Origin of the sequence: Streptomyces sp. NPDC053076, assembly GCF_044546845.1 — a bacterium.
In the GTDB taxonomy this organism is placed as follows: domain Bacteria; phylum Actinomycetota; class Actinomycetes; order Streptomycetales; family Streptomycetaceae; genus Streptomyces.
Window position 1 is genome coordinate 286,281 of sequence record NZ_JBITZL010000009.1, and the last position, 23,322, is coordinate 309,602.

The following is a 23,322-nucleotide window of genomic DNA, read 5'->3' on the forward strand; positions in this document are numbered from 1 at the left end:
TCAGGTGACCGCCGGTGTACGGGGCCCCGGGATCGCAGAGCAGTACCCGTCCGCACGCGTCCTCGCAGGGACCGAGGAGGAACCAGACGCATGAGTTCTCTGCTGCTCCTGACCAACGCCCTCCAGCCGTCGACAGAGGTACTCCCGGCCCTCGGCCTGCTCCTGCACAACGTGCGGGTGGCTCCGGCGGAGGGCCCGGCCCTCGTCGACACACCCGGCGCCGACGTCATCCTGGTCGACGGCCGGCGCGACCTGCCCCAGGTCCGCAGCCTGTGCCAGCTGCTGCGGTCCACCGGTCCCGGCTGTCCGCTGCTCCTCGTCGTCACCGAGGGCGGTCTCGCCGCCGTCACCGCCGACTGGGGCATCGACGACGTCCTCCTCGACACGGCCGGCCCCGCGGAGGTGGAGGCCCGGCTGCGGCTCGCCATGGGACGCCAGCAGATCGTCAACGACGACTCGCCGATGGAGATCCGCAACGGCGATCTGTCGGTGGACGAGGCCACGTACAGCGCGAAGCTCAAGGGACGGGTCCTGGACCTGACCTTCAAGGAGTTCGAGCTGCTCAAATACCTCGCGCAGCACCCCGGCCGGGTCTTCACCCGCGCCCAGCTGCTGCAGGAGGTGTGGGGCTACGACTACTTCGGCGGCACCCGGACGGTCGACGTGCACGTACGGCGGCTGCGGGCCAAGCTCGGCCCGGAGCACGAGTCGCTGATCGGAACCGTCCGGAACGTCGGTTATCGATTCGTTACGCCCGAGAAGCCCGACCGGTCGGCCGAGGACGCCAAGGGCAAGTCCGGGCGGGCAAAGCGGGAAGATGCGGACGCATCCGCCGTCCTGGACGGTACGGAGGTCCCCGCCGAGGCGTGAGCGCCGCGTGAGAGGCACTCGGACGGGGCATTCCCCTCACCCGGCCGCCATGTGATACGCCCTGCCCAGAGCGGGTCAATCCGCGTAGACTCCGCGCGTGGCCAAGGTGACTCGGGATGACGTGGCACGGCTGGCTGGTACCTCCACCGCCGTCGTCAGTTATGTCATCAACAACGGACCCCGGCCGGTCGCCCCGGCCACGCGCGAGCGTGTCCTCGCCGCGATCAAGGAGCTGGGATACCGCCCGGACCGGGTCGCCCAGGCGATGGCCTCCCGGCGCACCGACCTCATAGGTCTGATCATTCCCGACGCCCGCCAGCCCTTCTTCGGCGAGATGGCGCACGCGGTCGAGCAGGCCGCCTCCGAGCGCGGGAAAATGGTCCTGGTCGGCAACACCGACTACATCGGCGAGCGCGAGGTCCACTACCTGCGCGCCTTTCTCGGCATGCGCGTCTCGGGCCTGATCCTCGTCTCCCACGCCCTGAACGACTCCGCCGCCGCCGAGATCGACGCCTGGGACGCCCGGGTGGTGCTGCTGCACGAGCGTCCGGAGGCCATCGACGACGTGGCCGTGGTGACGGACGACCTCGGCGGCGCCCAGCTCGCCGTGCGGCACCTGCTGGAGCACGGCTACGAGTACGTCGCCTGCATGGGCGGTACGGCCCAGACGCCGGCCGTCGGCGACCCGGTCTCCGACCACGTCGAGGGCTGGAAGCGGGCCATGGCCGAGGCGGGGCTGCCCACCGAGGGCCGGCTGTTCGAGGCGCCGTACAACCGCTACGACGCCTACCGCGTGGCGCTCGACGTCCTCTCCGGCCCGAACCGGCCGCCGGCGGTCTTCTGCTCCACCGACGACCAGGCGATCGGTCTGCTGCGGGCCGCGCGCGAGCTGCGCATCGACGTGCCGGGGCAGCTGGCGGTGGCCGGCTTCGACGACATCAAGGAGGCCGCGCTCGCCGACCCGCCGCTGACCACGGTCGCCTCGGACCGCTCGGCGATGGCCCGGGCGGCGGTCGACCTGGTGCTGGACGACGGGCTGCGGATCCCCGGATCGCGGCGCGAGCGGCTGAAGACGTTCCCGTCGCGGCTGGTGGTACGCACGAGCTGCGGCTGCCTGAGCTGATCCGCGGGACCTTCATATCGGGCAAACGAGGTTCTGCCGGGCTTCTCAGGGTGCGCTCAGGAAGCTCTCATGGTCACGGGGGACTCTTATGTCATGACCGAGAGCCAGGGCACATACGAGCAGCCGCCCACCTACTCCGCGGCCGTGAACCCGCAGTGGCCGCCCCCGCCTCCGCACCAGCCGGCCATGCAGCCCGCGCCGCACAGGAAGAAGCGCACCCGGGGGCCCGTCGCCCTCCTCGCGGCGGTCGCGATCGTGGCGGCGGCGGTCGGCGGCGGCACGGCCTACGCCTTCCAGGAACTGACCGGCAAGGACGCGGTCGCCACCGCCGGCAGCAGCACCACCGTGGTGCCGACCTCCAAGAAGGGCGACGTCGCCGCGATAGCCTCCGCGGTCAGCCCCAGCGTGGTCGAGGTCAACGCGACGCTCGCGGGCGGCTCCTCCACCGGCTCCGGCGTGGTCATCACCTCGGGCGGCGAGATCGTCACCAACAACCACGTCGTCTCCGGCGCCACCTCGATCAAGGTGCGCACCAGCGACGGCAAGAGCTACACCGCCGAGGTGGTCGGCACCGACAGCTCCAAGGACCTCGCGCTGATCAAGCTACAGGGCGCCTCGGGGCTGAAGGCCGCGGCGCTCGGTGACTCCAGCGGCGTCCAGGTCGGCGACTCGGTCGTGGCGATCGGCTCCCCCGAGGGGCTGACCGGCACGGTCACCAGCGGCATCGTCTCCGCCCTCGACCGGGACGTGACCGTGTCCACCGACGAGGGCCAGGGGCAGGGCCAGGGCGGCGACGGGCAGTGGCCGTTCCAGTTCGGCGGCCGTGAGTTCAACGGCGACACCGGCTCGTCCACGACCACGTACCAGGCCAGCCAGACCGACGCGTCCCTGAACCCCGGCAACTCCGGCGGTGCGCTGATCGACTCGAGCGGTCAGGTGATCGGCATCAACTCCGCGATGTACTCGTCGGGTTCCCAGGCGTCCTCGTCCTCGGACGCGGGCAGCATCGGCCTCGGCTTCGCCATCCCCGTCAACACCGTCAAGTCCGACCTGGCGAAACTGCGGGCGGGCTCCGACAGCTAGCACCACACAGCGCGGCAGTGCGCGAGACAGCAAGGAGCAGGTCATGATCAAGCACGTTCCCCACCACAAGGCCGAGCGCGGTCCGGCCGGTCTCACCCTGGCCCTGTCCATCGTGTCCGAGCTGCACGTGCCCGTGCCGGCACCCCGGGCCCCGGAGGTGACCGTGAACCCGGTCCCCCAGCTGATGGGCCTGCGCACCTCCGCCGCCCGCCCGCACCGCCGCAAGGTGCCGCTGCACCGCCTGAGCACGGTCCGGGCCTGACCGCCCCGGGTGTCGCTCACCGGCCCGCGGGACGTGGCACGCTGAGAGACAGCCGACCAACCCGACCCACCGCACCCCGAGGAATCGCGAGCGATGAGCCCCGCCGAAGGCGACCGTGACCCCCAGCGCATCCTGATCGTCGACGACGAGCCGGCCGTACGCGAGGCACTCCAGCGCAGCCTCGCCTTCGAGGGGTACGGCACGGAGGTCGCCGTCGACGGCGCGGATGCCCTGGACAAGGCCGCCGCCTACCGGCCGGACCTGGTGGTGCTGGACATCCAGATGCCGCGCATGGACGGTCTGACGGCGGCCCGCCGCATCCGGGGTGCGGGGGACACGATCCCGATCCTGATGCTCACGGCCCGCGACACGGTCGGTGACCGGGTGACCGGGCTGGACGCGGGCGCCGACGACTATCTGGTCAAGCCCTTCGAACTGGACGAGCTGTTCGCCCGCATCCGTGCGCTGCTGCGCCGCAGCTCGTACGCGACGACGGTGTCCGCCGAGGCGCAGCAGGACGAGGCGCTCACCTTCGGCGACCTGCGCATGGACCTCGCCACCCGGGAGGTCACGCGCGGCGGCCGGCAGGTCGAGCTGACCCGCACGGAGTTCACGCTGCTGGAGATGTTCATGGCGCACCCGCGACAGGTGCTCACCCGTGAGCAGATCCTGAAGGCGGTGTGGGGCTTCGACTTCGAGCCCTCGTCCAACTCCCTCGACGTGTACGTGATGTACCTGCGCCGCAAGACCGAGGCCGGCGGCGAGCCGCGACTGGTCCACACCGTGCGCGGAGTGGGCTACGTCCTCCGGCAGGGCGGCGCCGAGTGAAGCATCTGGCGCGCCGCTACCGTGCGCTGCCGATCCGGGCCCGCCTGGCCATGCTGGTCGCGGCGGCGGTGGCCTTCGCGGTAGCGGCGGTGTCGGTGACGTGCTGGTTCATCGTGGAGCGCAAGCTGTACGAGCAGCTCGACAAGGACCTGCAGAAGTCCCTGCGCAACACGACACAGCCGGACCAGTTCCTGCCCGCCCTCGCCCACTGCTCGGACACCCCGTCGGGCGACAACTTCTTCGGGGACAGGTACTCCCAGGTGGTCACCGAGGACGGCAAGGTCTGCCTGTTCGGGGGCGCCTCGGGCAAGATCAAGGTCACCGAGGTCGACAAGACCGAGATCAGGGACCTGGAGATCAACACGGCCTACCTCCGCAACGGAACCGATACGGAGGGCAACGAGCTGCGTGTGCTCACCAAGCCCGTTCTCGCCACCACGACCACGGACGGCGGACGGGGGCCGAATATCGGCGTGCTCGTCGCCGCACCGCTGAAGAGCACCCAGAAGAACCTCAACGATCTCGCACTGATCCTCCTGCTGGTGTCCGCCATCGGGGTCGTCGGCGCCGGTGCCGCGGGGCTCGCGGTCGCCCGGGTCGGGCTGCGGCCCGTCGACGAGCTCACCGAGGCCGTCGAGCACGTGGCCCGTACCGAGGATCTGAGCGTCCGGATCCCCGTGGCGGACGACAGCGAGGACGAGGTCGCCCGGCTGTCGCGGTCCTTCAACTCGATGACCGCCTCGCTGGCCAGCTCCCGCGACCTCCAGCAGCAGCTGATCGCCGACGCCGGTCACGAACTCCGTACACCCCTGACGTCGTTGCGCACGAACATCGAACTCCTCACCCGCAGCGAGGAGACGGGCCGGCCGATCCCGCCGGAGGACCGCAAGGCGCTGCTCGCCTCGGTGAAGGCGCAGATGACCGAACTGGGCGCGCTCATCGGTGACCTCCAGGAGCTGTCCCGCTCGGAGGGACAGCGCGGTGAGCGGGTCCAGGTGGTCGCCTTCCAGGACACCGTCGAGGAGGCCCTGCGCCGGGCCCGGCTGCGTGGCCGGGAGCTGTCGATCACCGCGGACCTGGAGCCCTGGTTCGTCCGGGCGGAGCCCTCCGCGCTGGAGCGGGCGGTCGTCAACATCCTCGACAACGCGGTGAAGTTCAGCCCGGGGAGCGGCACGGTCGAGGTGCGGCTGAGCGAGGGCGTGCTGACCGTCCGCGACCACGGCCCCGGCATCGCGCAGGACGAACTCCCGTACGTCTTCGACCGCTTCTGGCGCTCCCCCAGCGCGCGGGCCCTGCCGGGTTCCGGCCTCGGCCTGTCCATCGTGGCCCGTACGGTCCAGCAGGCGGGCGGCCAGGTCACCCTGGACCGCGCGGAGGGCGGCGGCACGGTGGCGACGGTACGGCTGCCGGGGGCGTCGACCCCGCCGCCGGGGACGCCCGCCGGCTGACCCGGTCCCTCCGTCGCGCCCGGGCATGGCGCGCAGACGTGCGATCCGGGTCCGGCCGAGGCCGTGCGCCCGGCGCATGTGCCGGGTGATACCGGCGACCGGCCGGGGGACCGGACGCCTGCCGCGTCCTGCCCCGGGCCGGTTCCGTAGGGTGAGCGCCATGCCGGAAGACTCACCGCTGATACACAGCCTGCGTACGGCGGTTGCCGCCGCGCCCGCCGACGTGCCACTCCGACTGCACCTGGCCGAACTGCTCCTGAACACCGGTCAGTCCGAGGCGGCCGTCGCGGAGGTGGCCGTCGCCCTGCAGCACGCGCCCGGGGACGAGCAGGCCCGGCAGCTCATGGTCCGGGCCATGGGGGTGCCCCCGCAGACACCGGCCCAGGAGGTTCGGCAGGCTCCGGCCCAGGAGGCCCCGCAGGCACCGGCCCCGGAGGGCCGTCAGGTGCCCGTCGAGCCGCGGGCGACGGTGTCCGGTGGCCGGCCCCGTTTCGACTGGCAGGCCGCGGAGGATCAGGTCGGGGATGTCGTACCGCCCCGGTTCGTCGAGGTCCCGGTGCGGGCCGACGGGGAGGGAGACCCAGGGGACGCCGGCGCGTGGGACGTCGACAAGCCCGGTGCCGTGCGGCTCGCCGACGTCGGCGGGATGCGGGAGGTCAAGGAGCGGCTGGAGGCCGCCTTTCTCGCACCGCTGCGCAATCCCGAGTTGCGGAAGCTGTACGGGAAGAGCCTGCGGGGCGGGCTGCTGCTGTACGGACCGCCCGGATGCGGCAAGACGTTCATCGCGCGGGCCGTCGCCGGGGAACTCGGCGCCTCCTTCCTGTCGGTGTCCGTCAACGACGTGCTCGACATGTGGATCGGCAACTCCGAGCGCAACATGCACGAGATCTTCCAGACCGCCCGCCGGCAGGCTCCCTGCGTGGTCTTCCTGGACGAGCTGGACGCGCTCGGCGCCAAGCGCAGCCGCACCGCGCACAGCGGGATGCGCAACACCGTCAACCAGCTCCTGACCGAGCTGGACGGCATCGACTCCGCCGCCAACGAGGGGGTGTTCGTCCTCGCCGCCACCAATGTTCCCTGGGACGTGGACAACGCCCTGCGGCGGCCCGGGCGGCTGGACCGCACCCTGCTCGTGCTGCCGCCCGACGCACCGGCCCGCGAGGCGATCCTCCGGTACCACCTGCGCGACCGGCCCATCGAGAACATCGACCTGCCCAAGCTCGCCAAGGCCACCGACGGGCTCTCCGGGGCCGACCTGGCCCATGTCTGCGAGGCCGCCGCCGAGCGTGCCCTCCTCGACTCCGCCCGGACCGGCACGGTGCGCCTGATCACCATGAAGGACCTGCTGGCCGCCGCGAAAGAGGTCGTTCCGTCGGCCGAGCCGTGGTTCGCCGCCGCCCGGAACGTGGCGATGTTCGCCAACGAGGGCGGGACGTACGACGACCTGATCACCTACCTGAAGAAGCGGCGGAAGCTGTGAGCACCGGACTGCACCCCGCCCTGGAGCGGGCAGACGCCCTGTACGCACTGAGCCGGTACGACGAGGCGAAGACGCTGCTCGCGCAGCGGCTCGCCGAGGACCCGGAGGACGTCCGCGCCTGGGTCCGGCTCGCCCGCTGCCATCTGCGGGTGGAGGGCGAGGCGGACCGGGCGCTGGAGGCGACGGACCGGGCGCTCGCGCTCGCCCCGCACGACACGGACGCCCTCATGCAGCGTGCCTTCGCCCTGCAGGCCACCGGCCGGCTCGTGGACACCGAGGAGATCCTGCGGGAGGTCATCCGGCTGGACCCCGACGACTGGGCCGGGTACGCGCAGCTCGGCTCCTGGCTGTACCGCATCCGGGTGCTGCGCTTCGGGCAGGCGAACGGTGGCGAGGTCACCCGGGAGGCCATGGTCTCCTTCCTCCGGGAGTCGGACGAACTGGCCCGCGAGGCCGTCCGGCTGGCGCCCGAGGAGGTGTTCCCGTACGAGGTGCGCTGGAGCATCGCCTCCCTGTCGGGTGACCGGGCCGTCGCCGCCGAGATGGACGAGGCCATCCTGCGGCTCGACCCGAACCACCCGCAGGCCCTGGCCCGGCGCACCCGGGAGGCCGCCGCCGCACCGGGCGTGAAGGCCGCCGAGTCCGCCACGCTGTACGCCGACGCCCTCGCCGTCACCCCGGACTCGGCACAGCTGCGGCAGGGCCTGGACGACGCCTCGTACCGGCTGCTGCGCGGGGTGCGCTGGCTCGCCCTGCTGTGCGTGGCGCTCGCCGGGGTCATGCTCGATCTCTTCGCCACCGACGGCCACGCCCAGCGCGACCTGCCGGTGCCCGTCGGCCAACGGCTGTGGACGCTGGTCCCGTTCGCCGCCCTCTGGGCGGTGGGCGCGCTGCTGCGCTTCCGGCGGCTGCGCAAGGGCGTCCAGTACAACATCCGCTCCCTGATCCGGCGCCGCCGCTGGCCCCGGATCGTGCTCGGTCAGGCCGCCTGGGCCATGCTCTGCGCGCTGCTCCTCACCCAGCTGCCGTGGACGGACCGGACGGTTCCGCAGATCGTCTTCTGGGCGGGGCTGGCCCCGACGGCCGCCACCATCTGGTTCGACCGGCACAAGAAAGGCTGAGGCCGCCGGCGGCGCAGGGTCATCGTGTCCTCGCGTGCCGGCACCGGGGCCGGGGCCGACGGCCTGCCGAGATACCCCTTCAGAGGAATTCTCAGGGGTATCTCGGGGCCGCGGAGGTGTTCACACAGGTTCTGCTGCCGGTCTTCTACCGCACGACGGTGATCCGGTCGGCCTTCGGCGGGGCGATCGGATTCGTGGCCGACGAGTTCGCCGTCAGGTACTTCTCCAGGGCCGTCAGGTCGTCCGCACCCACCAGGTCGCCCGTGCCCTGGCCCAGCGTCGGGAAGCCGTCGCCGCCGCCCGCGAGGAAGCTGTTGGTGGCGACCCGGTAGGTGGCCGCGGGGTCGACCGGGGCGCCGTTCAGCCGGATGGAGCCGGTGACCACGCGGTCCGCGCCGGACCTGGTGAGGTCCAGGGTGTAGGTGAGCCCCGCGGACGGCTGGAGGATCTTCGGCGCCGCCTCGTTGACGCCGCTCACCTGCTCCTTGAGCACCTGGATCAGCTGGGCGCCGGTGAAGTCCTGGAGGTTCACGGTGTTGGCGAACGGCTGGACCGTGAAGCCCTCGGCGTAGGTGACCACGCCGTCGCCCTCGGCGGCCTTGGCCGCGTAGGTCAGGCCGGCCCGGACCCCGCCCGGGTTCATCAGCGCCAGGCTGGTCTTCGGGTCCAGCTCACGGCCGTGGGCCAGCTGCGCGTCGGCGATCAGGTCGCCCATCGGGGACTCGGTGCCGGTGTTGTTCACGTCGGCGGAGATGTAGCCGATGGCGCGGTTGCCGATCGGGGCGGCCAGGGTGTTCCACTTCCCGATCAGGTCGGTCATGTCCGGCGCCTTGGGGACGTCCCGGGTGACCACGCGGTTCGCGGACTTCACCGCCGTACGCACGATGTCGCCGGTACGGCGGTCGTAGGTCAGCGTGGTGTCGGTGTACAGGCGGCCGAAGGAGGCCGCCGAGGTGACCATGCGGGGCCGGCCGGACGGGTCCGGGACCGTGCAGACGTAGGCGTTGTGGGTGTGGCCGGTGACCAGGGCGTCCACCGCCGGCGTGACGTTCTTGGCGATGTCCACGATCGGGCCGGAGATGCCGCTGCCCGCGCCCGCGGCGTCGCAGTCGTAGTTGTAGGAGCCGGAGGCCGGGAAGCCGCCCTCGTGGATCAGGGCCACGATCGACTTCACGCCCTGCCGCTGGAGCACCTTGGCGTACTTGTTGATGGTCTCGGCCTCGTCCTTGAAGGTCAGGCCCTTGACGCCGTCGGCGGAGACGATGCCCGGGGTGCCCTCGAGCGTGACCCCGATGAAACCGATCTTGACGCCGTTCTTCCGCCAGACCCAGTACGGCTTCAGGATCGGCTTCTTCGTCTTGTCGTCCAGGACGTTCGCCGCGAGGTACGGGAAGTTCGCGCCCTTGAACTTCTCGCCCGCGTAGCAGCCGTCCGTCGGGTGGCAGCCGCCGTTCTGGAGGCGGGCCAGCTCCCGCGCGCCCTCGTCGAACTCGTGGTTGCCGACCGAGGTGACGTCCAGGTCGAGCTTGTTGAGCGCCTCGATGGTGGGCTCGTCGTGGAACAGGCCCGACAGCAGCGGGGAGGCGCCGACCATGTCGCCGCCGGCCGCGGTGATCGAGTACGGGTGGCCCTCGCGGGCCTGGCGGAGGTGGGTCGCGAGGTACTCGGCGCCGCCCGCGTCGATCGTCTTCGTCGTGCCGTCCGGCTGGAGTTCGCTGACCCGGCCGGAGGAGCCGGACGGGGGCTCCAGGTTGCCGTGCAGGTCGTTGAAGGAGAGCAGCTGGACGTCCTGGTAGCGGCCCGGACGGTGCTGGTGGTGGCTCTCGTGCGCGTCCGCCGGGAGGGCGGTGGTCAGCGCCGCCGCCGTGGCGAGACCGGCTGCGGTCGCGAGGAAGCCATAGGTACGGCGTCTGGGGCGCCGGGGCGCGGCTGACATGGAGAACCCCCCTGTGGGTCGGCTGTGGTGGCTCGGCGCAGCCTAGGGTCAACGCGCGTAGCGCGACAGGGGGTTCGGGGTTACATCCTGGTTTCCCTTTGCCGGTTCCTTTGCGGCCGGTGTGCCGGGACTTCGCCCCGGCCGCCCCGTACCCTCGTACGCATGAGCAGCGACGACACCGTACGGGGCTTTTCCGCCCGCTCCATCGAGACCTACTCCGCGCTCACCCCGGACCTTGCCGAGGCCGTCCTGCGCCTGATCGGTGAGGCCGCCCGGATCGACGGGCAGCAACCGGTGTCCGAGCAGGGGCGGCTGCAACTGCGCGGGGGAGCCCGCGAGGGCGTCTCGCATCTGCTGCTGACGATCGACGGCGAACTCGTCGGGTACGCCCAGCTGGAGGACACCGACCCGGTCGAGGCACCGGCCGCCGAGCTGGTCGTGCATCCCGGGCAGCGCGGACACGGGCACGGCCGGGCGCTCGGCTCGGCCCTGCTCGCCGCCTCCGGCAAACGGCTGCGGGTGTGGGCGCACGGCGGACACCCCGCCGCCCGGCATCTCGCCCAGGTGCTCGGTCTGACCCTGTTCCGCGAACTGCGTCAGATGCGCCGGTCGTTGGCCGACCTGGAGCTGCCCGAGCCGGTGCTGGCGGAGGGCGTGACCGTGCGCGCCTTCGTGCCCGGCAAGGACGACGCCGCCTGGCTCGCGGTGAACGCCGCCGCCTTCGCCCACCACCCGGAGCAGGGCTCGCTCACCCAGCGGGACCTGGACGACCGCAAGGCCGAGGCGTGGTTCGATCCGGCCGGGTTCTTCCTCGCGGAGCGGCGCGGGGAGCTGATCGGCTTCCACTGGACCAAGGTGCACGCCGAGGAGGGGCTCGGCGAGGTGTACGTCCTCGGGGTGCGGCCCGGCGAGCAGGGCGGCGGGCTGGGCAAGGCGCTCACCACGATCGGGCTGCGCCATCTGGCCGCCCAGCAGCTGCCGACCGCGATGCTCTACGTCGACGCCGACAACAAGGCGGCGGTGACGGTGTACGAGCGGCTGGGGTTCCTCGTGCACGAGACGGACCTGATGTACCGCACCGAAACCTGACATACCCCTACGCGAGGGGCGGCCGGGTTGACGGCCGCCCCTCTTTTGCACCACCCTTTCACTACTCAATTAGTGAAAGGGTGGTTGTACCCGATGGTCGAGTACCGCATCGACCGGCACAGCGGCGTGGCCACCTATGTGCAGATCGTCCAGCAGACCAAACAGGCCCTGCGTCTCGGTCTGCTGGAGCCGGGGGACCGGCTGCCCACGGCGCGCGAGGTGGTGGAGGCGACCGCCATCAACCCCAACACCGTCCTGAAGGCGTACCGCGAGCTGGAGCGCGAGGGCCTGGTGGAGGCGCGGCGCGGGCTCGGCACCTTCGTCCGCCGGTCCCTGGGCGCCGCCCCCGCCGACTCCCCGCTGCGCACGGAACTGGAGGAGTGGGCGGAACGCGCCCGCACCGCCGGTCTGGAGCGGGACGACGTGTCCGCACTCTTCACTGCCGTACTCGACAAGCACTTCCAGGGAGACCCGTCATGAGCAGCGACACGGCGTTGAGGGCCGACGCCCTGGGGAAACGGTTCGGCCGCCGTGCGGGATGGGCCCTGCGGGACTGCACGTTCCGGCTGCCCACCGGCCGCGTGTGCGCCGTCGTCGGCCCCAACGGCGCCGGCAAGTCCACCCTGCTGGCCCTGGCCGCCGGACTCACCACGCCCACCCGGGGCAGCCTGACCGTCCTCGGCACCACCCCGGCCGCGGCCCGCCCCCGCGTCGGCTTCGTCGCCCAGGACAAGCCGCTGTATCCGCAGCTCAGCATCGCCGAGACGCTGCGCATGGGCGCCGACCTGAACCCCGGGCACTGGGACGCGGCCGTCGCCGAGCAGGTCGTCGCGGGCGGCGACCTGGACCCCAGGGCCCGCATCCGCTCCCTCTCCGGCGGCCAGCGCACCCGGGTCGCGCTCGCCCTCGCCCTCGGCAAACGGCCCGAACTGCTGCTCCTGGACGAGCCGATGGCCGACCTCGACCCACTGGCCCGGCACGAGCTGATGGGCACGCTGATGGCACAGGCCGCCCAGTACGGCACCACCATCGTGATGTCCTCGCACGTCGTCGCCGAGCTGGAGGACTCCTGCGACCATCTGCTGCTGGTCGGTGGCGGCCGGATCCGGCTGGCCGGCGAGATCGACGAGCTGCTCGCCGCCCACCTGCGGGTGTCCGGCGCCGCCGAGGCCACCGACCTCGGCGCCCACACGGTGGTGGAGTCCCGGGTCACCGGCCGCCAGCTCACCGCGCTGGTCCGCCCGGCCGGACCGCTCCCCGGCGACTGGCGCACCTCGGCGCCCTCGCTGGAGGAACTGGTCCTCGCCCACCTGCGCAATCCCGGCGCGCCGGACCTGTCCGAGGAGAGTGCCGCATGACCGCCACCCTGACCGGCACCGCCGTACCGCGGACCGCCGGGAAGCCGCGACTGACCCGCTGGGTGCTGCGCCTGCACCGGCCCGCGCTGTACGCCTGGACGGGCCTGGTGCTCGCGCTGGCCGCCCTGCTGCTGGGCCTGCGCGGCCCGCTCGCCGACGCCGCCGCCGAGGGCTGGCGGCAGTACAACGCCTGCCCGGCCACGGCCAGGTGCAGCTACGACCAGGAGGCCATCCTCCGGTACAAGGACTACAGCAACTACGCCACCGTCGCCCTGAACGTGCTGCCCGTGCTGGTGGCCGGCTGGGCGGGCGCCGCGCTAGTCGGCCGGGAACTGGAGTCCGGCACGGCCCGGCTGGCCTGGACGCAGGGCACGTCACCGGCGCGCTGGCTGGCCGTCCGGCTGGCCGTACCGGCGGTCGCCGTCGCGGCGGGATCCACGCTGCTGTTCTGGCTGCACCGGCTCGCCTGGAACGCGGGCCGGGGCCGTATCGACACCGCCAAGGACTGGTACGACCGCTTCACCTTCTACGCCAACGGCCCCACCACCGTCGCCCTGGCCCTCGCCGGACTCGCGCTCGGCGCGCTCGCGGGCCTGGTGCTCCGCCGTACGCTGCCCGCCCTCCTCGTCGGCATGGTGGTCATCACGTGCTTCCGGGGCGTTCTCGAGATCGCCCTGCCGCACCTGTGGCCCGCGGTCACCCGCGTCTCCACGATGGACGGGGGATCCGTGGGCTCGGGTCTCGACGTCGCCCAAGGCGTGGTGACCCGCTCCGGCGCCCGCGTACCCGTCCCGCAGTGCGACACCGAGGCCCGGTGCCGGGCCGTGTACGCCGGCCTCACCGGTCGCTGGAGCACCTTCCACCCCTACTCCCACTCCTGGCCGCTCCAGCTCACCACCTGCGCACTGATCCTCGCCGTCACCGGGCTGCTGGTGCTCGGCTCCTTCCTGGCGCTGCGCCGCGTCACGGGGCCCGTCCGGGCCGCGCAGGAAGCCACCGCATGACCACCCCCGCCCCCACCCGCCCGGGAGCCACCGCATGAGCGCCGCCGCCCTCGCCCCCGACCGTCCGGTCACCCGCCGCACCCTGCTGCGGCTGCACCGCCCGGCCCTGCTGATCTGGACCGCCTTCGTGCTCCTCACGGCCGGTGAACTGCTCTGGGTGCACTACTCCGCCGCACCCCGGGACCGGGCCTGCCGGCAGAACGGCGGCTGGTGCACCTACACCGTGTTCACCGACACCGACAACGTCATGAACCTCCTCGGCGAGGCCCTCTGCTACGCCCCCTGCGTGGTGGCCGCCTGGGCCGGTGCCGCGCTGATCGGCCGCGAGCTGGAGTCCGGCACCGCGCACCTGGTCTGGACACAGGCCGTCACGCCCGTCCGCTGGCTGACCGCGAAGCTGGCGGCGGCCGCGCTGCCCCTGCTCGCCGGCGCCTCGGTGCTCGCCCTGACCTTCGGCCGGGTCTGGTCCGCCGACCGGGACGTCCTGGTCACGAACTGGGCCTGGGACCGCGTCTTCGTCCCGCGCGGCCCGCTGCTGCCCGCGCTCGTGCTGTTCGGGCTGGCCGCGGGCGCCCTGGCCGGCCTGGCCCTGCGCCGGACGCTCCCCGCGCTCGCCGTCGCCTGCGCCGCCACCGTGGCCCTGCGGCTGTACCTGCGCGACCTGTGGCAGCCGCTGCACGGCCCGCTGACCGGTTTCTGGCCCCTGCACCTGGCCGCCACCGGCATGGTCCTGGCCCTCACCGGGGCCGCCGTCGGCGCCGCGTACGCCGTCCTGCGCCACCGGGCCGCCTGACCCCCCGGGCGCACGCCGGTCCGGTACGTCCCCACCGGGGGGAGGGACGTACCGGACCGGTTCTTCCGCGGCCGGGACCCCGTCGAGCCGCTCCCCGCTATCCCGCACGTCATGTCGCCGTAACCATTGATTCAGCCAGGCTTGCGACGCTCGGCCAATGAAGCCCGCCGTGCCAGAGCCTTCGCCGCCCCCCGAGGGGCCCGCCGCGGGGAACGGGACCGTGAAGCTCCCACCCGCGCGTTCCGACGCGCCCGTGTCGCCCGTCGCGCGGAAGAATGGGTTCATGAGTCAGCAAGACACCCAGGCAGCAGAGGCCCAGCACCCGCAGCCCTCCGTGGGCTCCATCGCCGCGCACCGGCAGCACGCCGTCTCCGCCACCGTCTCCGACCTGGAACCCGACCTGGACGCGGACCTCGACACGTTCGAGGAGTCCCCGACCGGGGGCGCTGTCCTGCCCCAGGGCCGTTTCCTCGACCGGGAGCGCAGCTGGCTCGCCTTCAACGAGCGGGTCCTGGAGCTGGCCGAGGACCCGAACACACCCCTGCTGGAGCGCGCGAACTTCCTCGCGATCTTCGCCAGCAACCTGGACGAGTTCTTCATGGTCCGGGTGGCCGGTCTGAAGCGCCGTATCGCCACCGGCGTCGCCACCCGCTCCGCCTCCGGCCTCCAGCCCCGCGAGGTGCTGGAGATGATCTGGGCCCGCTCCCGCGAGCTGATGGCCCGGCACGCCGCCTGCTACCACGAGGACGTCGCCCCCGCACTCGCGGAGGAGGGCATCCACCTGGTCCGCTGGAGCGAGCTGACCGACAAGGAGCAGGCACGGCTCTTCACCCTCTTCCGGCACCAGATCTTCCCGGTCCTCACCCCGCTGGCCGTCGACCCGGCCCACCCCTTCCCGTACATCTCCGGCCTCTCGCTGAACCTGGCCGTCGTCGTACGCAACCCGGTCAGCGGCCACAAGCACTTCGCGCGCGTGAAGGTGCCGCCGCTGCTGACCCGCTTCCTGGAGGCGTCCCCGGGCCGCTACGTCCCGATCGAGGACGTCATCGCGGCCCCCAACCACCTCGAAGAGCTGTTCCCGGGCATGGAGATCCTGGAGCACCACGCCTTCCGGATCACCCGCAACGAGGACCTGGAGGTCGAGGAGGACGACGCCGAGAACCTCCTCCAGGCCCTGGAGAAGGAACTGATGCGGCGCCGCTTCGGCCCGCCGGTGCGCCTGGAGGTCGAGGAGTCCATCGACCGCGAGGTGCTGGACCTGCTGGTCCGCGAGCTGAAGATCTCGGAGGCCGAGGTCTACCCGCTGCCCGGCCCGCTGGACCTCACCGGCCTCTTCCGCATCCACGGCCTCGACCGGCCGGAGCTGAAGTACCCGAAGTTCATCGCCGGCACCCACCGCGACCTCGCCGAGGTCGAGTCGGCGTCCGCGCCCGACATCTTCGCGGCCCTGCGCGCCCGCGACGTGCTGCTGCACCACCCGTACGACAGCTTCTCCACCTCCGTGCAGGCGTTCCTGGAGCAGGCGGCGGCCGACCCGGACGTCCTCGCGATCAAGCAGACCCTGTACCGCACCTCCGGCGACTCCCCGATCGTCGACGCGCTCATCGACGCCGCCGAGTCCGGCAAGCAGGTCCTCGTCCTGGTCGAGATCAAGGCCCGCTTCGACGAGCACGCCAACATCAAGTGGGCGCGCAAGCTGGAGGAGGCCGGCTGCCACGTCGTCTACGGCCTGGTCGGCCTGAAGACACACTGCAAGCTGTCCCTGGTGGTCCGCCAGGAGGGCGACACCCTGCGCCGCTACAGCCACGTCGGCACCGGCAACTACCACCCGAAGACGGCCCGGCTGTACGAGGACCTCGGCCTGCTCACCGCCGACCCCCAGGTCGGCGCGGACCTCTCCGACCTCTTCAACCGGCTGTCCGGCTACTCGCGCCGGGAGACCTACCGCAGGCTCCTCGTCGCCCCCAAGTCCCTGCGGGACGGCCTGATAGCCCGGATCGACAAGGAGACCCAGCACCACCGTGCGGGACGTCCGGCGTTCGTCCGCATCAAGGTCAACTCGATGGTCGACGAAGCGGTCATCGACGCGCTCTACCGGGCCGCCCAGGCGGGCGTGCCGGTCGACATCTGGGTACGCGGCATCTGCGCCGTCCGCCCCGGTGTCGCGGGCCTGTCGGAGAACATCCGGGTCCGCTCGATCCTCGGCCGCTTCCTCGAACACTCCCGGGTGTTCGCCTTCGGCAACGGCGGCGAACCGGAGGTGTGGATCGGCAGCGCCGACATGATGCACCGCAACCTCGACCGCCGGATAGAGGCCCTGGTCCGGGTCGTCGACCCCGGTCACCGCGCAGCCCTCAACCGGCTGCTGGACACCGGCATGTCCGACACCACCGCCTCCTGGCACCTCGGCCCGGACGGTGAGTGGACGCGACACGCGACCGACGCGGACGGCCAACCCCTGCGCAACGTCCAGGAGATGCTCATAGACGCCCGGAGGCGCCGGCGTGGCACAGCGACACCTTGACCCGACGGACCCCACGGCCGAGGCGGTGACGGCAGACGCCCTGGCGGGCTACCTGCGCGCCCAGGCCACGGAGTTCCTCCGCGCCCTGCGCCTGCACCGGGAGGGCGGCGGCAACGGCGCGGGCGCCGCCGCGCGCGGCTACGCGGGCGGGCGGGCGGGCAGCGTGGAGGAGTCCGTCGACGCGGCGCGCGCCCTGCGCCACTCGGCCCGCCGCATCAGCGGCAGCCTGCACACCTTCCGCCCCCTCCTCGACCCCGCCTGGTCGGAGGAGATGCGCCCCGAACTGGCCTGGCTGTCGGGCACCCTGGGGCTCGAGCACGCCTACGAGGCGCGCCTGGAGCGGCTGCTGCTGGCGCTGCACAGGCTGTCGGGAGCGGCGGTGCTTCCCGCGCAGCCGGTCGACGCCCGCGCCGCGGGCGGCCGTGCCGCCGGCGTGGCGTCCCTCCCCGTGAAAGCGGCGGCGGAGAACACCGGTGGTCCCGGCGGCCCGCCGCCCGCCGCGGAACGCGGCAACCTCACCGTGGGCGCGGCGAAGGCCGGCGCCCTGCTGGAGCGGCAGCTGACCCTGGCCCGGACCCGGGCCCACTCCACGGCCCTCCAGGCCCTCGGCTCCTCCCGCTTCCACGCGGTCGCCGACAAGGTCGCCGTACTCGCCAGCGAGGTCCCCCTCACCCCCACCGCCCCCACCACCGGCCTGTACCCGCTCGCCGCCGCGGCCGAGGAACGCCTCACGGACGCCATCGCCGCGCTCCCCCTGATCACCGCCGGCCACCCCTACAACGCGGAGGCCCTGGTGCACGGCCTGTCCCCGGATCCGTCCCCGCACCCCCAGGACGGCCCCTGGCACCAGGTCCGCCTGCTGCTGCGCCTGCACCGGTACGCCCGGGAGGTGCTGTACGGCGGCGAGGCCCCCCTGGACGTACGGCAGCTGACGGCGGGCCAGGCGCTGAACCGGCACCGGGACGCCTCGGAGGCGGCAGCGGCGGCGGCCCAGGCGGCCCGTACCCCCCGGATCACCCCGGCCACCGCGTACGCGCTCGGCGTGCTCCACGCCGACCAGCGGCACGAGGTCGAGGCGGCCCGGTTCGCGTTCCAGCAGGCGTGGCAGAGGCAGACCGTCGACGCGCCCTGAACCCCACGAGGAGGCGGTGTGGACGACACCGTGGTCCAGGCGGCCGGCTGCGTGCTGTGGCGCCGCTCCCCGCTCTCCGGTGACCTGGAGATCTGCCTGGTCCACCGGCCGAAGTACGACGACTGGTCGCACCCCAAGGGCAAGCTGAAGCGGGGCGAGGACCCGCTCGCCGCCGCCCTGCGTGAGGTCGCGGAGGAGACCGGGTACACGGCCGAGCCCGGCGGCGAGCTGCCCACCGTGCACTATGCGGCGGGCGGCCGTCCGAAGCGGGTGCGGTACTGGGCCGCGAAGGCGGTTTCCGGCCACTTCACACCGAACGCCGAGGTGGACCGGATCCTGTGGCTCTCCCCGGCCGCGGCCCGGTCCCGGCTCACCCAGCTGCGCGACCGGGACCTGGTGGACGCGCTCCGTCGGCCGTCGGACCTGCGGGAGCGGCAGGGCTGAGCCCCCTCACCGGGGCCCGGCGCGGGCCGCCGTCGTCCGTCACCGCCGTCACAGGCCGGCCGCGTGCCCTTCCGCGTCCGTGCGGGCCTGGCTGCGGGCGCGGCGGGCGGGGCCGCGCCAGCCGCAGCTGCACCGGGCCACACAGAAGCGGCCCTGTTCGCTCGTCGTCGTGAGGTGTTCCTGCCCGGGCCGGGCGCGCTCCGGCCCGTCGTGCTGCGCCGAGGTGAATGCCACCCCGCCCACGTTACCCAGCCCGCGGGAAAAGGGTTCCTGCGGCTTCCGCCCTCGTGCGGCTTCCGCCCACCCCGGCGGCGCGTGACGACGCCCCCTACCCGTCGTTAACCGAGCGACGGGGGCCCGTGACGGACACACCGGCTGGGGGTAGGCAGGCGATGGATCGGCGGCAGCACAGACGCGCGGGCAGGACGGTCGCCGCGGTGGGCATCCTCCTCTGCCTCGGGACCGGCGCCTCGGGCTGTTCCGGCAGCGGGGCCGCCGCCGAGGACGTCAAGGGCGGGGGCGACCCCGTCACCGCCCTGCACCGGGCCGGCGAGGCACTGCGGGACGCGGGCAGCTCCAAGGCCGCCACCTCGATGGAGATGGCCACCGGCGGTACCCGGGTCACCATCCGCGGCAAGGGCGTCTACGACTACCGGCACCGCATCGGCCGGCTGACCGTGATGCTGCCCGAGGACCCCGCGGGCACCTCCGAACACCGGCCCATTACCGAACTCCTCGTCCCGGGCGCCCTGTTCATGAAGAACCGGGGCGCGGGCGTGCCCGCCGACAAGTGGGTGCGGGTGGAGACCGCCACGCTGTCCGACGGCAACCTGGTCACCGGCGGCGCGACCGATCCGTACGCGGCGGCCGAGATGCTGCGCGGGGCGCGGGAGGCGGCCTTCGTCGGCCGGACCGAGGTCGCCGGGACCCCGGTGCGGCACTACCGGGGCACCGCCGACCTGGGACGTGCGGCCCGGTACGCGTCGGCAGGGAACAGGGCGTCCCTGGCCGCGGCGGCGAAAGGGTTCGCCACGGCCGAGGTTCCGTTCGACGCCTATCTGGACGACCAGGGCCGCATCCGCAAGCTCCGGCAGCGCTTCAGCTTCGTCAACGGCCGGCAGAAGGCGAGCGTGGCGGTCGCCTCGACCCTGCTGCTCTATGCCTTCGGCACGCCCGTGGACGTCCGGCTGCCGGCCCCCGCGGACATCTACGCGGGCCGGATCGCCGAGGACGAGCCCGGGGACGGTCCCGGGGGCGGCGCTTGAATCCGGCCAACTAGTCCGGGACGCCCTCCCGTAAGTAGCCCGTCCGTGCCATGCGCGGTGTGCGGACCGCTGCCTACCCTAGGAAGCGGGTGACGGCAGAGGAGAGGTGAGGCGGGTGGCTCCGGTCGGCGGCACGGCGGTTCAGGACCACGTGGCCCTCGCCGAGATCGAGCTGTGCGGAGAGCTGATCATCGCGGCCTCGGCCGCCGAGGACCGGCTCAGCCTGGAGAGCATCGACGAGGTACTGCGGGTCGCCAAGGAGCGGAATCCGGACTGAGCGCGGCCCGCTCAGGTGCGGAGCAGACGGCCGATCGCCTTCGTCGCCTCGTCCACCTTGGCGTCGATCTCGTCACCGCCCTTGAGGGCCGCGTCCGCGACGCAGTGCCGCAGGTGCTCCTCGAGCAGCTGGAGCGCGAACGACTGCAGCGCTTTGGTGGAGGCGGAGACCTGGGTGAGTATGTCGATGCAGTAGGTGTCCTCCTCCACCATCCGCTGCAGGCCACGGATCTGCCCCTCGATACGGCGGAGCCGCTTGAGGTGCTCGTCCTTCTGCTTGTGGTAGCCGTGCGTGGCGCCGGCCTCGGTCGTCGTCATCGCGGGCCTCCGTCTCGGGACGAGCTTCGGACAAAAGGGATACATACCCCTAGTGGGTATATGGTAACGAACTTTGCGGGGTAAGGAGCCCTTGGTACGCCCCCGTGCTGATCACCACGCCCGATGGGCGACACTGGGATGCGGCCCGATAGCCGTGGCCGGATGATGCGCCTAGCATCAGCCTGACCGAAACCGAAGCACCCCGAGGACCACACGTGCGCTTTCGTCTGACCCCCAGGGAGACGAGCTTCTACGACATGTTCGCCGCGTCCGCGGACAACATCGTCACCGGCTCGAAACTCCTGATGGAACTGCTCGGGGCGGACTCCTCCGCCCGGGCCGAGATCGCAGAGCGTATGCGGGCCGCGGAACACGCAGGTGACGACGCCACGCACGCGATCTTCCACCAGCTGAACTCCTCCTTCATCACGCCCTTCGACCGCGAGGACATCTACAACCTCGCGTCGTCCCTCGACGACATCATGGACTTCATGGAGGAGGCCGTCGACCTCGTCGTCCTCTACAACGTCGAGGAGCTCCCCAAGGGCGTCGAGCAGCAGATCGAGGTCCTGGCCCGGGCCGCCGAGCTGACGGCGGAGGCCATGCCGAACCTGCGGACCATGGACAACCTCACCGAGTACTGGATCGAGGTCAACCGGCTGGAGAACCAGGCCGACCAGATCCACCGCAAACTGCTCGCCCATCTCTTCAACGGCAAGTACGACGCGATCGAGGTGCTGAAGCTCAAGCAGATCGTGGACGTCCTGGAAGAGGCGGCCGACGCTTTCGAGCACGTGGCGAACACGGTGGAGACCATCGCCGTCAAGGAGTCCTGAGGCGTCGATGGACACCTTCGCCCTGATCGCGACCGTCGCGGTCGCGCTCTTCTTCACGTACACGAACGGTTTCCACGACTCGGCGAACGCGATCGCGACGTCGGTGTCGACGCGGGCGCTGACCCCGCGGGCGGCCCTCGCCATGGCCGCGGTGATGAACCTGGCCGGCGCCTTCCTCGGCTCCGGCGTCGCCAAGACCGTCAGCGAGGGCCTGATCGAGACGCCGAAGGGCTCCACGGGTATGGGGATCCTCTTCGCGGCGCTGATCGGCGCGATCGTCTGGAACCTGGCCACCTGGTACTTCGGCCTGCCGTCCTCGTCCTCCCACGCCCTGTTCGGCGGCATGGTGGGCGCGGCGCTGGCCGGTGGCACGGACGTCCTCTGGGGCGGTGTCCTGGACAAGGTCGTCATCCCGATGTTCGTGTCGCCGTTCGTGGGCCTGATCGTCGGTTACCTCGTCATGACGGCGATCATGTGGCTGTTCCGCCGGTCCAACCCGCACAAGGCCAAGCGCGGCTTCCGTATCGCCCAGACCGTCTCGGCCGCGGGCATGGCCCTGGGCCACGGCCTCCAGGACGCCCAGAAGACGATGGGTGTCGTGGTGCTGGCACTGGTCATTTCCGGCCACGAGACGTTCGACGACCCGATCCCGGTCTGGGTCAAGATCGTCTGTGCGGTGATGCTGTCCCTGGGCACGTACGCCGGTGGCTGGCGGATCATGCGCACGCTGGGCCGCAAGATCATCGAGCTGGACCCGCCGCAGGGGTTCGCGGCGGAGGCGACGGGCGCGTCGATCATGTTCACGACCGCGTTCATCTTCAAGGCGCCGATCTCCACGACCCATGTCATCACCTCGGCGATCATGGGCGTGGGGGCGACGAAGCGGCTCAACGCCGTCCGCTGGGGCGTGGCCAAGAACATCGTCCTGGGCTGGTTCATCACGATGCCGGCAGCCGCGCTGGTCGCCGCGCTGGCCTTCGGCGTGGTCAAGCTGGTCGCCTTGTAGCCGGCCCGTCGCCGTCCCCCGCGCCCACCCTCCCCCGGCCGAACGGCCGCCCGGGAGGGTGGGCGCTCAAGGTCCACCCCGACGCCGGCGCGAACGCCGAGGCCGCGGCCTCGGCGTCCTGTGACGCCGGCGCCACCCCTTCCGCGAGGTGTCGGGGAGGGGAACGCGAGGGGCCCGCCCCCGGGAGCCGGGGGCGGGCCCTTTTGCGTCCTCGCGGTGGCACCGCCATGCAGCACCGCGAGGGGTCCATCGGCGCCGCTCCGGCTCGGCCGGAACGGCGGGGCCCGTCAGCCGAAGCGGCCGGAGATGTAGTCCTCCGTGGCCTGCACGGACGGGTTGGAGAAGATCCGCTCGGTGTCGTCGATCTCGATCAGGCGGCCCGGCTGACCCACCGCGGCCAGGTTGAAGAACGCCGTACGGTCCGACACACGCGCCGCCTGCTGCATGTTGTGCGTCACGATGACGATCGTGAAGCGCTCCTTCAGCTCACCGATCAGGTCCTCGATGGCGAGGGTGGAGATCGGGTCCAGGGCCGAGCAGGGCTCGTCCATGAGCAGGACCTTCGGCTCGACCGCGATGGCACGGGCGATGCACAGCCGCTGCTGCTGACCGCCCGAGAGGCCGGAGCCCGGCTTGTTCAGGCGGTCCTTGACCTCGTTCCAGAGGTTCGCGCCCTTGAGCGACTTCTCGACGATGTCGCTCAGCTCGCTCTTCCTGTAGTTGCCGTTCAGGCGCAGGCCCGCCGCCACGTTGTCGTAGATCGACATCGTGGGGAACGGGTTCGGGCGCTGGAAGACCATGCCGACCTCGCGGCGCACGGACACCGGGTCGACCCCGGCGCCGTAGAGGTCCTCGTCGTCCAGGAGCACCTTGCCCTCGACGCGGCCCCCGGGGGTGACCTCGTGCATGCGGTTCAGCGTGCGCAGGAACGTCGACTTGCCGCAGCCGGAGGGGCCGATGAACGCCGTCACCGAGCGCGGCTCGACGGTCATCGAGATGTCGTCGATCGCCTTGTGGGAGCCGTAGTAGGCGGTGAGTCCGCTTACGTCGATTCGCTTGGCCATGTCTGCTTCACTTCCAGAATTTCAAGCTCGGTCGCTGTGTGGCCCCGCCCGGCGGAGCCGTG

24 protein-coding genes are annotated in these 23,322 nt (G+C 72.1%); 20 read left to right on the top strand and 4 right to left on the bottom strand.

Annotation, left to right across the window (positions count from 1 at the left end; translation table 11 throughout):
* The first annotated feature begins 90 nt into the window (after positions 1-90).
* The 8 genes from ACIGYR_RS32210 to ACIGYR_RS32245 all read left to right on the top strand — a co-directional run bounded on the left by ACIGYR_RS32210 (position 91) and on the right by ACIGYR_RS32245 (position 8,215).
* Positions 91-870, top strand: a complete 780-nt coding sequence (locus ACIGYR_RS32210; protein ID WP_399605828.1) for a winged-helix domain-containing protein — start codon at positions 91-93, stop codon at positions 868-870.
* 97 nt (positions 871-967) lie between these two features.
* Positions 968-1,993, top strand: coding sequence for a LacI family DNA-binding transcriptional regulator (locus tag ACIGYR_RS32215; RefSeq protein WP_391846387.1), 1,026 nt, complete (start codon positions 968-970; stop codon positions 1,991-1,993).
* Between the two features lie 93 nt (positions 1,994-2,086).
* Positions 2,087-3,076: a S1C family serine protease gene (locus ACIGYR_RS32220; RefSeq protein WP_399605825.1), complete on the top strand. Its 990-nt coding sequence runs from the start codon at positions 2,087-2,089 to the stop codon at positions 3,074-3,076.
* Positions 3,077-3,119: 43 nt separating this feature from the next.
* The gene (locus ACIGYR_RS32225; RefSeq protein ID WP_391846383.1) at positions 3,120-3,338 is read left to right on the top strand and encodes a hypothetical protein; all 219 of its coding nucleotides are present in this window, start codon (positions 3,120-3,122) and stop codon (positions 3,336-3,338) included.
* 93 nt (positions 3,339-3,431) lie between these two features.
* Positions 3,432-4,166, top strand: a complete 735-nt coding sequence (locus tag ACIGYR_RS32230; protein ID WP_391846381.1) for a response regulator transcription factor — start codon at positions 3,432-3,434, stop codon at positions 4,164-4,166.
* Positions 4,163-5,614 (top strand): sensor histidine kinase, encoded by a 1,452-nt coding sequence (locus ACIGYR_RS32235; RefSeq protein WP_399605821.1) that lies wholly within the window; start codon positions 4,163-4,165, stop codon positions 5,612-5,614. The genes ACIGYR_RS32230 and ACIGYR_RS32235 overlap by 4 nt, the downstream gene beginning before the upstream one ends.
* A 160-nt stretch (positions 5,615-5,774) precedes the next feature.
* Positions 5,775-7,094 (top strand): ATP-binding protein, encoded by a 1,320-nt coding sequence (locus ACIGYR_RS32240; protein ID WP_399605819.1) that lies wholly within the window; start codon positions 5,775-5,777, stop codon positions 7,092-7,094.
* Positions 7,091-8,215, top strand: coding sequence for a tetratricopeptide repeat protein (locus ACIGYR_RS32245; RefSeq protein WP_399605816.1), 1,125 nt, complete (start codon positions 7,091-7,093; stop codon positions 8,213-8,215). Before ACIGYR_RS32240 ends, ACIGYR_RS32245 begins: the two co-directional genes overlap by 4 nt.
* A 145-nt stretch (positions 8,216-8,360) precedes the next feature.
* On the opposite strand, the gene ACIGYR_RS32250 is transcribed toward ACIGYR_RS32245, so the two are convergent.
* Entirely contained in the window at positions 8,361-10,151 is a 1,791-nt protein-coding gene (locus ACIGYR_RS32250) for a bifunctional metallophosphatase/5'-nucleotidase (RefSeq protein ID WP_399605814.1), read from the bottom strand.
* A 162-nt stretch (positions 10,152-10,313) separates the two neighbouring features.
* Here ACIGYR_RS32250 and mshD point away from each other — a divergent pair, with 162 nt between their 5' ends.
* From mshD to ACIGYR_RS32290, 8 genes are all read left to right on the top strand, one after another.
* Positions 10,314-11,240, top strand: a complete 927-nt coding sequence (gene mshD / locus ACIGYR_RS32255) for a mycothiol synthase (protein ID WP_391846371.1) — start codon at positions 10,314-10,316, stop codon at positions 11,238-11,240.
* 93 nt (positions 11,241-11,333) lie between these two features.
* Positions 11,334-11,720 (top strand): GntR family transcriptional regulator, encoded by a 387-nt coding sequence (locus ACIGYR_RS32260; RefSeq protein WP_399605811.1) that lies wholly within the window; start codon positions 11,334-11,336, stop codon positions 11,718-11,720.
* Entirely contained in the window at positions 11,717-12,598 is an 882-nt protein-coding gene (locus ACIGYR_RS32265; protein WP_391846367.1) for an ABC transporter ATP-binding protein, read from the top strand. The genes ACIGYR_RS32260 and ACIGYR_RS32265 overlap by 4 nt, the downstream gene beginning before the upstream one ends.
* The gene (locus ACIGYR_RS32270) at positions 12,595-13,602 is read left to right on the top strand and encodes an ABC transporter permease (RefSeq protein WP_399605808.1); all 1,008 of its coding nucleotides are present in this window, start codon (positions 12,595-12,597) and stop codon (positions 13,600-13,602) included. Before ACIGYR_RS32265 ends, ACIGYR_RS32270 begins: the two co-directional genes overlap by 4 nt.
* A 34-nt stretch (positions 13,603-13,636) precedes the next feature.
* The gene (locus ACIGYR_RS32275; RefSeq protein ID WP_399605805.1) at positions 13,637-14,395 is read left to right on the top strand and encodes a hypothetical protein; all 759 of its coding nucleotides are present in this window, start codon (positions 13,637-13,639) and stop codon (positions 14,393-14,395) included.
* A gap of 157 nt (positions 14,396-14,552) precedes the next feature.
* A complete protein-coding gene (locus tag ACIGYR_RS32280) occupies positions 14,553-16,919 on the top strand; it encodes an RNA degradosome polyphosphate kinase (RefSeq protein WP_399605802.1) in 2,367 nt (788 codons plus the stop codon).
* On the top strand, positions 16,900-18,051 hold the full coding sequence (locus ACIGYR_RS32285; protein WP_399605800.1) for a CHAD domain-containing protein: 1,152 nt from the start codon (positions 16,900-16,902) through the stop codon (positions 18,049-18,051). Before ACIGYR_RS32280 ends, ACIGYR_RS32285 begins: the two co-directional genes overlap by 20 nt.
* 18 nt (positions 18,052-18,069) lie before the next feature.
* Positions 18,070-18,495 carry an NUDIX hydrolase gene (locus tag ACIGYR_RS32290; protein ID WP_391846357.1) on the top strand — a complete coding sequence of 142 codons (426 nt, stop codon included), beginning with the start codon at positions 18,070-18,072 and terminating at the stop codon, positions 18,493-18,495.
* Between the two features lie 48 nt (positions 18,496-18,543).
* Here the strand turns inward: ACIGYR_RS32290 and ACIGYR_RS32295 are convergent, their stop codons facing one another.
* Complete coding sequence (locus ACIGYR_RS32295; protein WP_391846355.1) at positions 18,544-18,729, bottom strand: hypothetical protein; 186 nt, start codon at positions 18,727-18,729, stop codon at positions 18,544-18,546.
* Between the two features lie 158 nt (positions 18,730-18,887).
* Between ACIGYR_RS32295 and ACIGYR_RS32300 the strand changes: the two genes are divergently transcribed.
* Both ACIGYR_RS32300 and ACIGYR_RS32305 read left to right on the top strand, forming a co-directional pair.
* Positions 18,888-19,760, top strand: a complete 873-nt coding sequence (locus tag ACIGYR_RS32300; protein ID WP_399605796.1) for a hypothetical protein — start codon at positions 18,888-18,890, stop codon at positions 19,758-19,760.
* 115 nt (positions 19,761-19,875) lie between these two features.
* Positions 19,876-20,037, top strand: coding sequence for a hypothetical protein (locus tag ACIGYR_RS32305; RefSeq protein ID WP_391846967.1), 162 nt, complete (start codon positions 19,876-19,878; stop codon positions 20,035-20,037).
* 11 nt (positions 20,038-20,048) lie between these two features.
* Here the strand turns inward: ACIGYR_RS32305 and ACIGYR_RS32310 are convergent, their stop codons facing one another.
* Positions 20,049-20,354, bottom strand: coding sequence for a metal-sensitive transcriptional regulator (locus tag ACIGYR_RS32310; RefSeq protein WP_073901267.1), 306 nt, complete (start codon positions 20,352-20,354; stop codon positions 20,049-20,051).
* A gap of 215 nt (positions 20,355-20,569) precedes the next feature.
* Between ACIGYR_RS32310 and ACIGYR_RS32315 the strand changes: the two genes are divergently transcribed.
* Complete coding sequence (locus ACIGYR_RS32315; protein WP_391846351.1) at positions 20,570-21,190, top strand: DUF47 domain-containing protein; 621 nt, start codon at positions 20,570-20,572, stop codon at positions 21,188-21,190.
* A gap of 7 nt (positions 21,191-21,197) precedes the next feature.
* Entirely contained in the window at positions 21,198-22,196 is a 999-nt protein-coding gene (locus ACIGYR_RS32320) for an anion permease (protein WP_391846349.1), read from the top strand.
* Positions 22,197-22,483: 287 nt separating this feature from the next.
* On the opposite strand, the gene pstB is transcribed toward ACIGYR_RS32320, so the two are convergent.
* Positions 22,484-23,260: a phosphate ABC transporter ATP-binding protein PstB gene (gene pstB / locus ACIGYR_RS32325; protein ID WP_391846347.1), complete on the bottom strand. Its 777-nt coding sequence runs from the start codon at positions 23,258-23,260 to the stop codon at positions 22,484-22,486.
* Positions 23,261-23,322 lie beyond the last annotated feature (62 nt).

Coding starts and splice junctions, on each gene's coding strand:
- ACIGYR_RS32210 (WP_399605828.1), top strand. CDS start 91: ATGAGTTCTCTGCTGCTCCTGACCAACGCCCTCCAGCCGTCGACAGAG.
- ACIGYR_RS32220 (WP_399605825.1), top strand. CDS start 2,087: ATGACCGAGAGCCAGGGCACATACGAGCAGCCGCCCACCTACTCCGCG.
- ACIGYR_RS32225 (WP_391846383.1), top strand. CDS start 3,120: ATGATCAAGCACGTTCCCCACCACAAGGCCGAGCGCGGTCCGGCCGGT.
- ACIGYR_RS32230 (WP_391846381.1), top strand. CDS start 3,432: ATGAGCCCCGCCGAAGGCGACCGTGACCCCCAGCGCATCCTGATCGTC.
- ACIGYR_RS32240 (WP_399605819.1), top strand. CDS start 5,775: ATGCCGGAAGACTCACCGCTGATACACAGCCTGCGTACGGCGGTTGCC.
- ACIGYR_RS32250 (WP_399605814.1), bottom strand. CDS start 10,151: ATGTCAGCCGCGCCCCGGCGCCCCAGACGCCGTACCTATGGCTTCCTC.
- mshD (WP_391846371.1), top strand. CDS start 10,314: ATGAGCAGCGACGACACCGTACGGGGCTTTTCCGCCCGCTCCATCGAG.
- ACIGYR_RS32260 (WP_399605811.1), top strand. CDS start 11,334: ATGGTCGAGTACCGCATCGACCGGCACAGCGGCGTGGCCACCTATGTG.
- ACIGYR_RS32265 (WP_391846367.1), top strand. CDS start 11,717: ATGAGCAGCGACACGGCGTTGAGGGCCGACGCCCTGGGGAAACGGTTC.
- ACIGYR_RS32270 (WP_399605808.1), top strand. CDS start 12,595: ATGACCGCCACCCTGACCGGCACCGCCGTACCGCGGACCGCCGGGAAG.
- ACIGYR_RS32275 (WP_399605805.1), top strand. CDS start 13,637: ATGAGCGCCGCCGCCCTCGCCCCCGACCGTCCGGTCACCCGCCGCACC.
- ACIGYR_RS32280 (WP_399605802.1), top strand. CDS start 14,553: ATGAAGCCCGCCGTGCCAGAGCCTTCGCCGCCCCCCGAGGGGCCCGCC.
- ACIGYR_RS32300 (WP_399605796.1), top strand. CDS start 18,888: ATGGATCGGCGGCAGCACAGACGCGCGGGCAGGACGGTCGCCGCGGTG.
- ACIGYR_RS32310 (WP_073901267.1), bottom strand. CDS start 20,354: ATGACGACGACCGAGGCCGGCGCCACGCACGGCTACCACAAGCAGAAG.
- ACIGYR_RS32320 (WP_391846349.1), top strand. CDS start 21,198: ATGGACACCTTCGCCCTGATCGCGACCGTCGCGGTCGCGCTCTTCTTC.
- pstB (WP_391846347.1), bottom strand. CDS start 23,260: ATGGCCAAGCGAATCGACGTAAGCGGACTCACCGCCTACTACGGCTCC.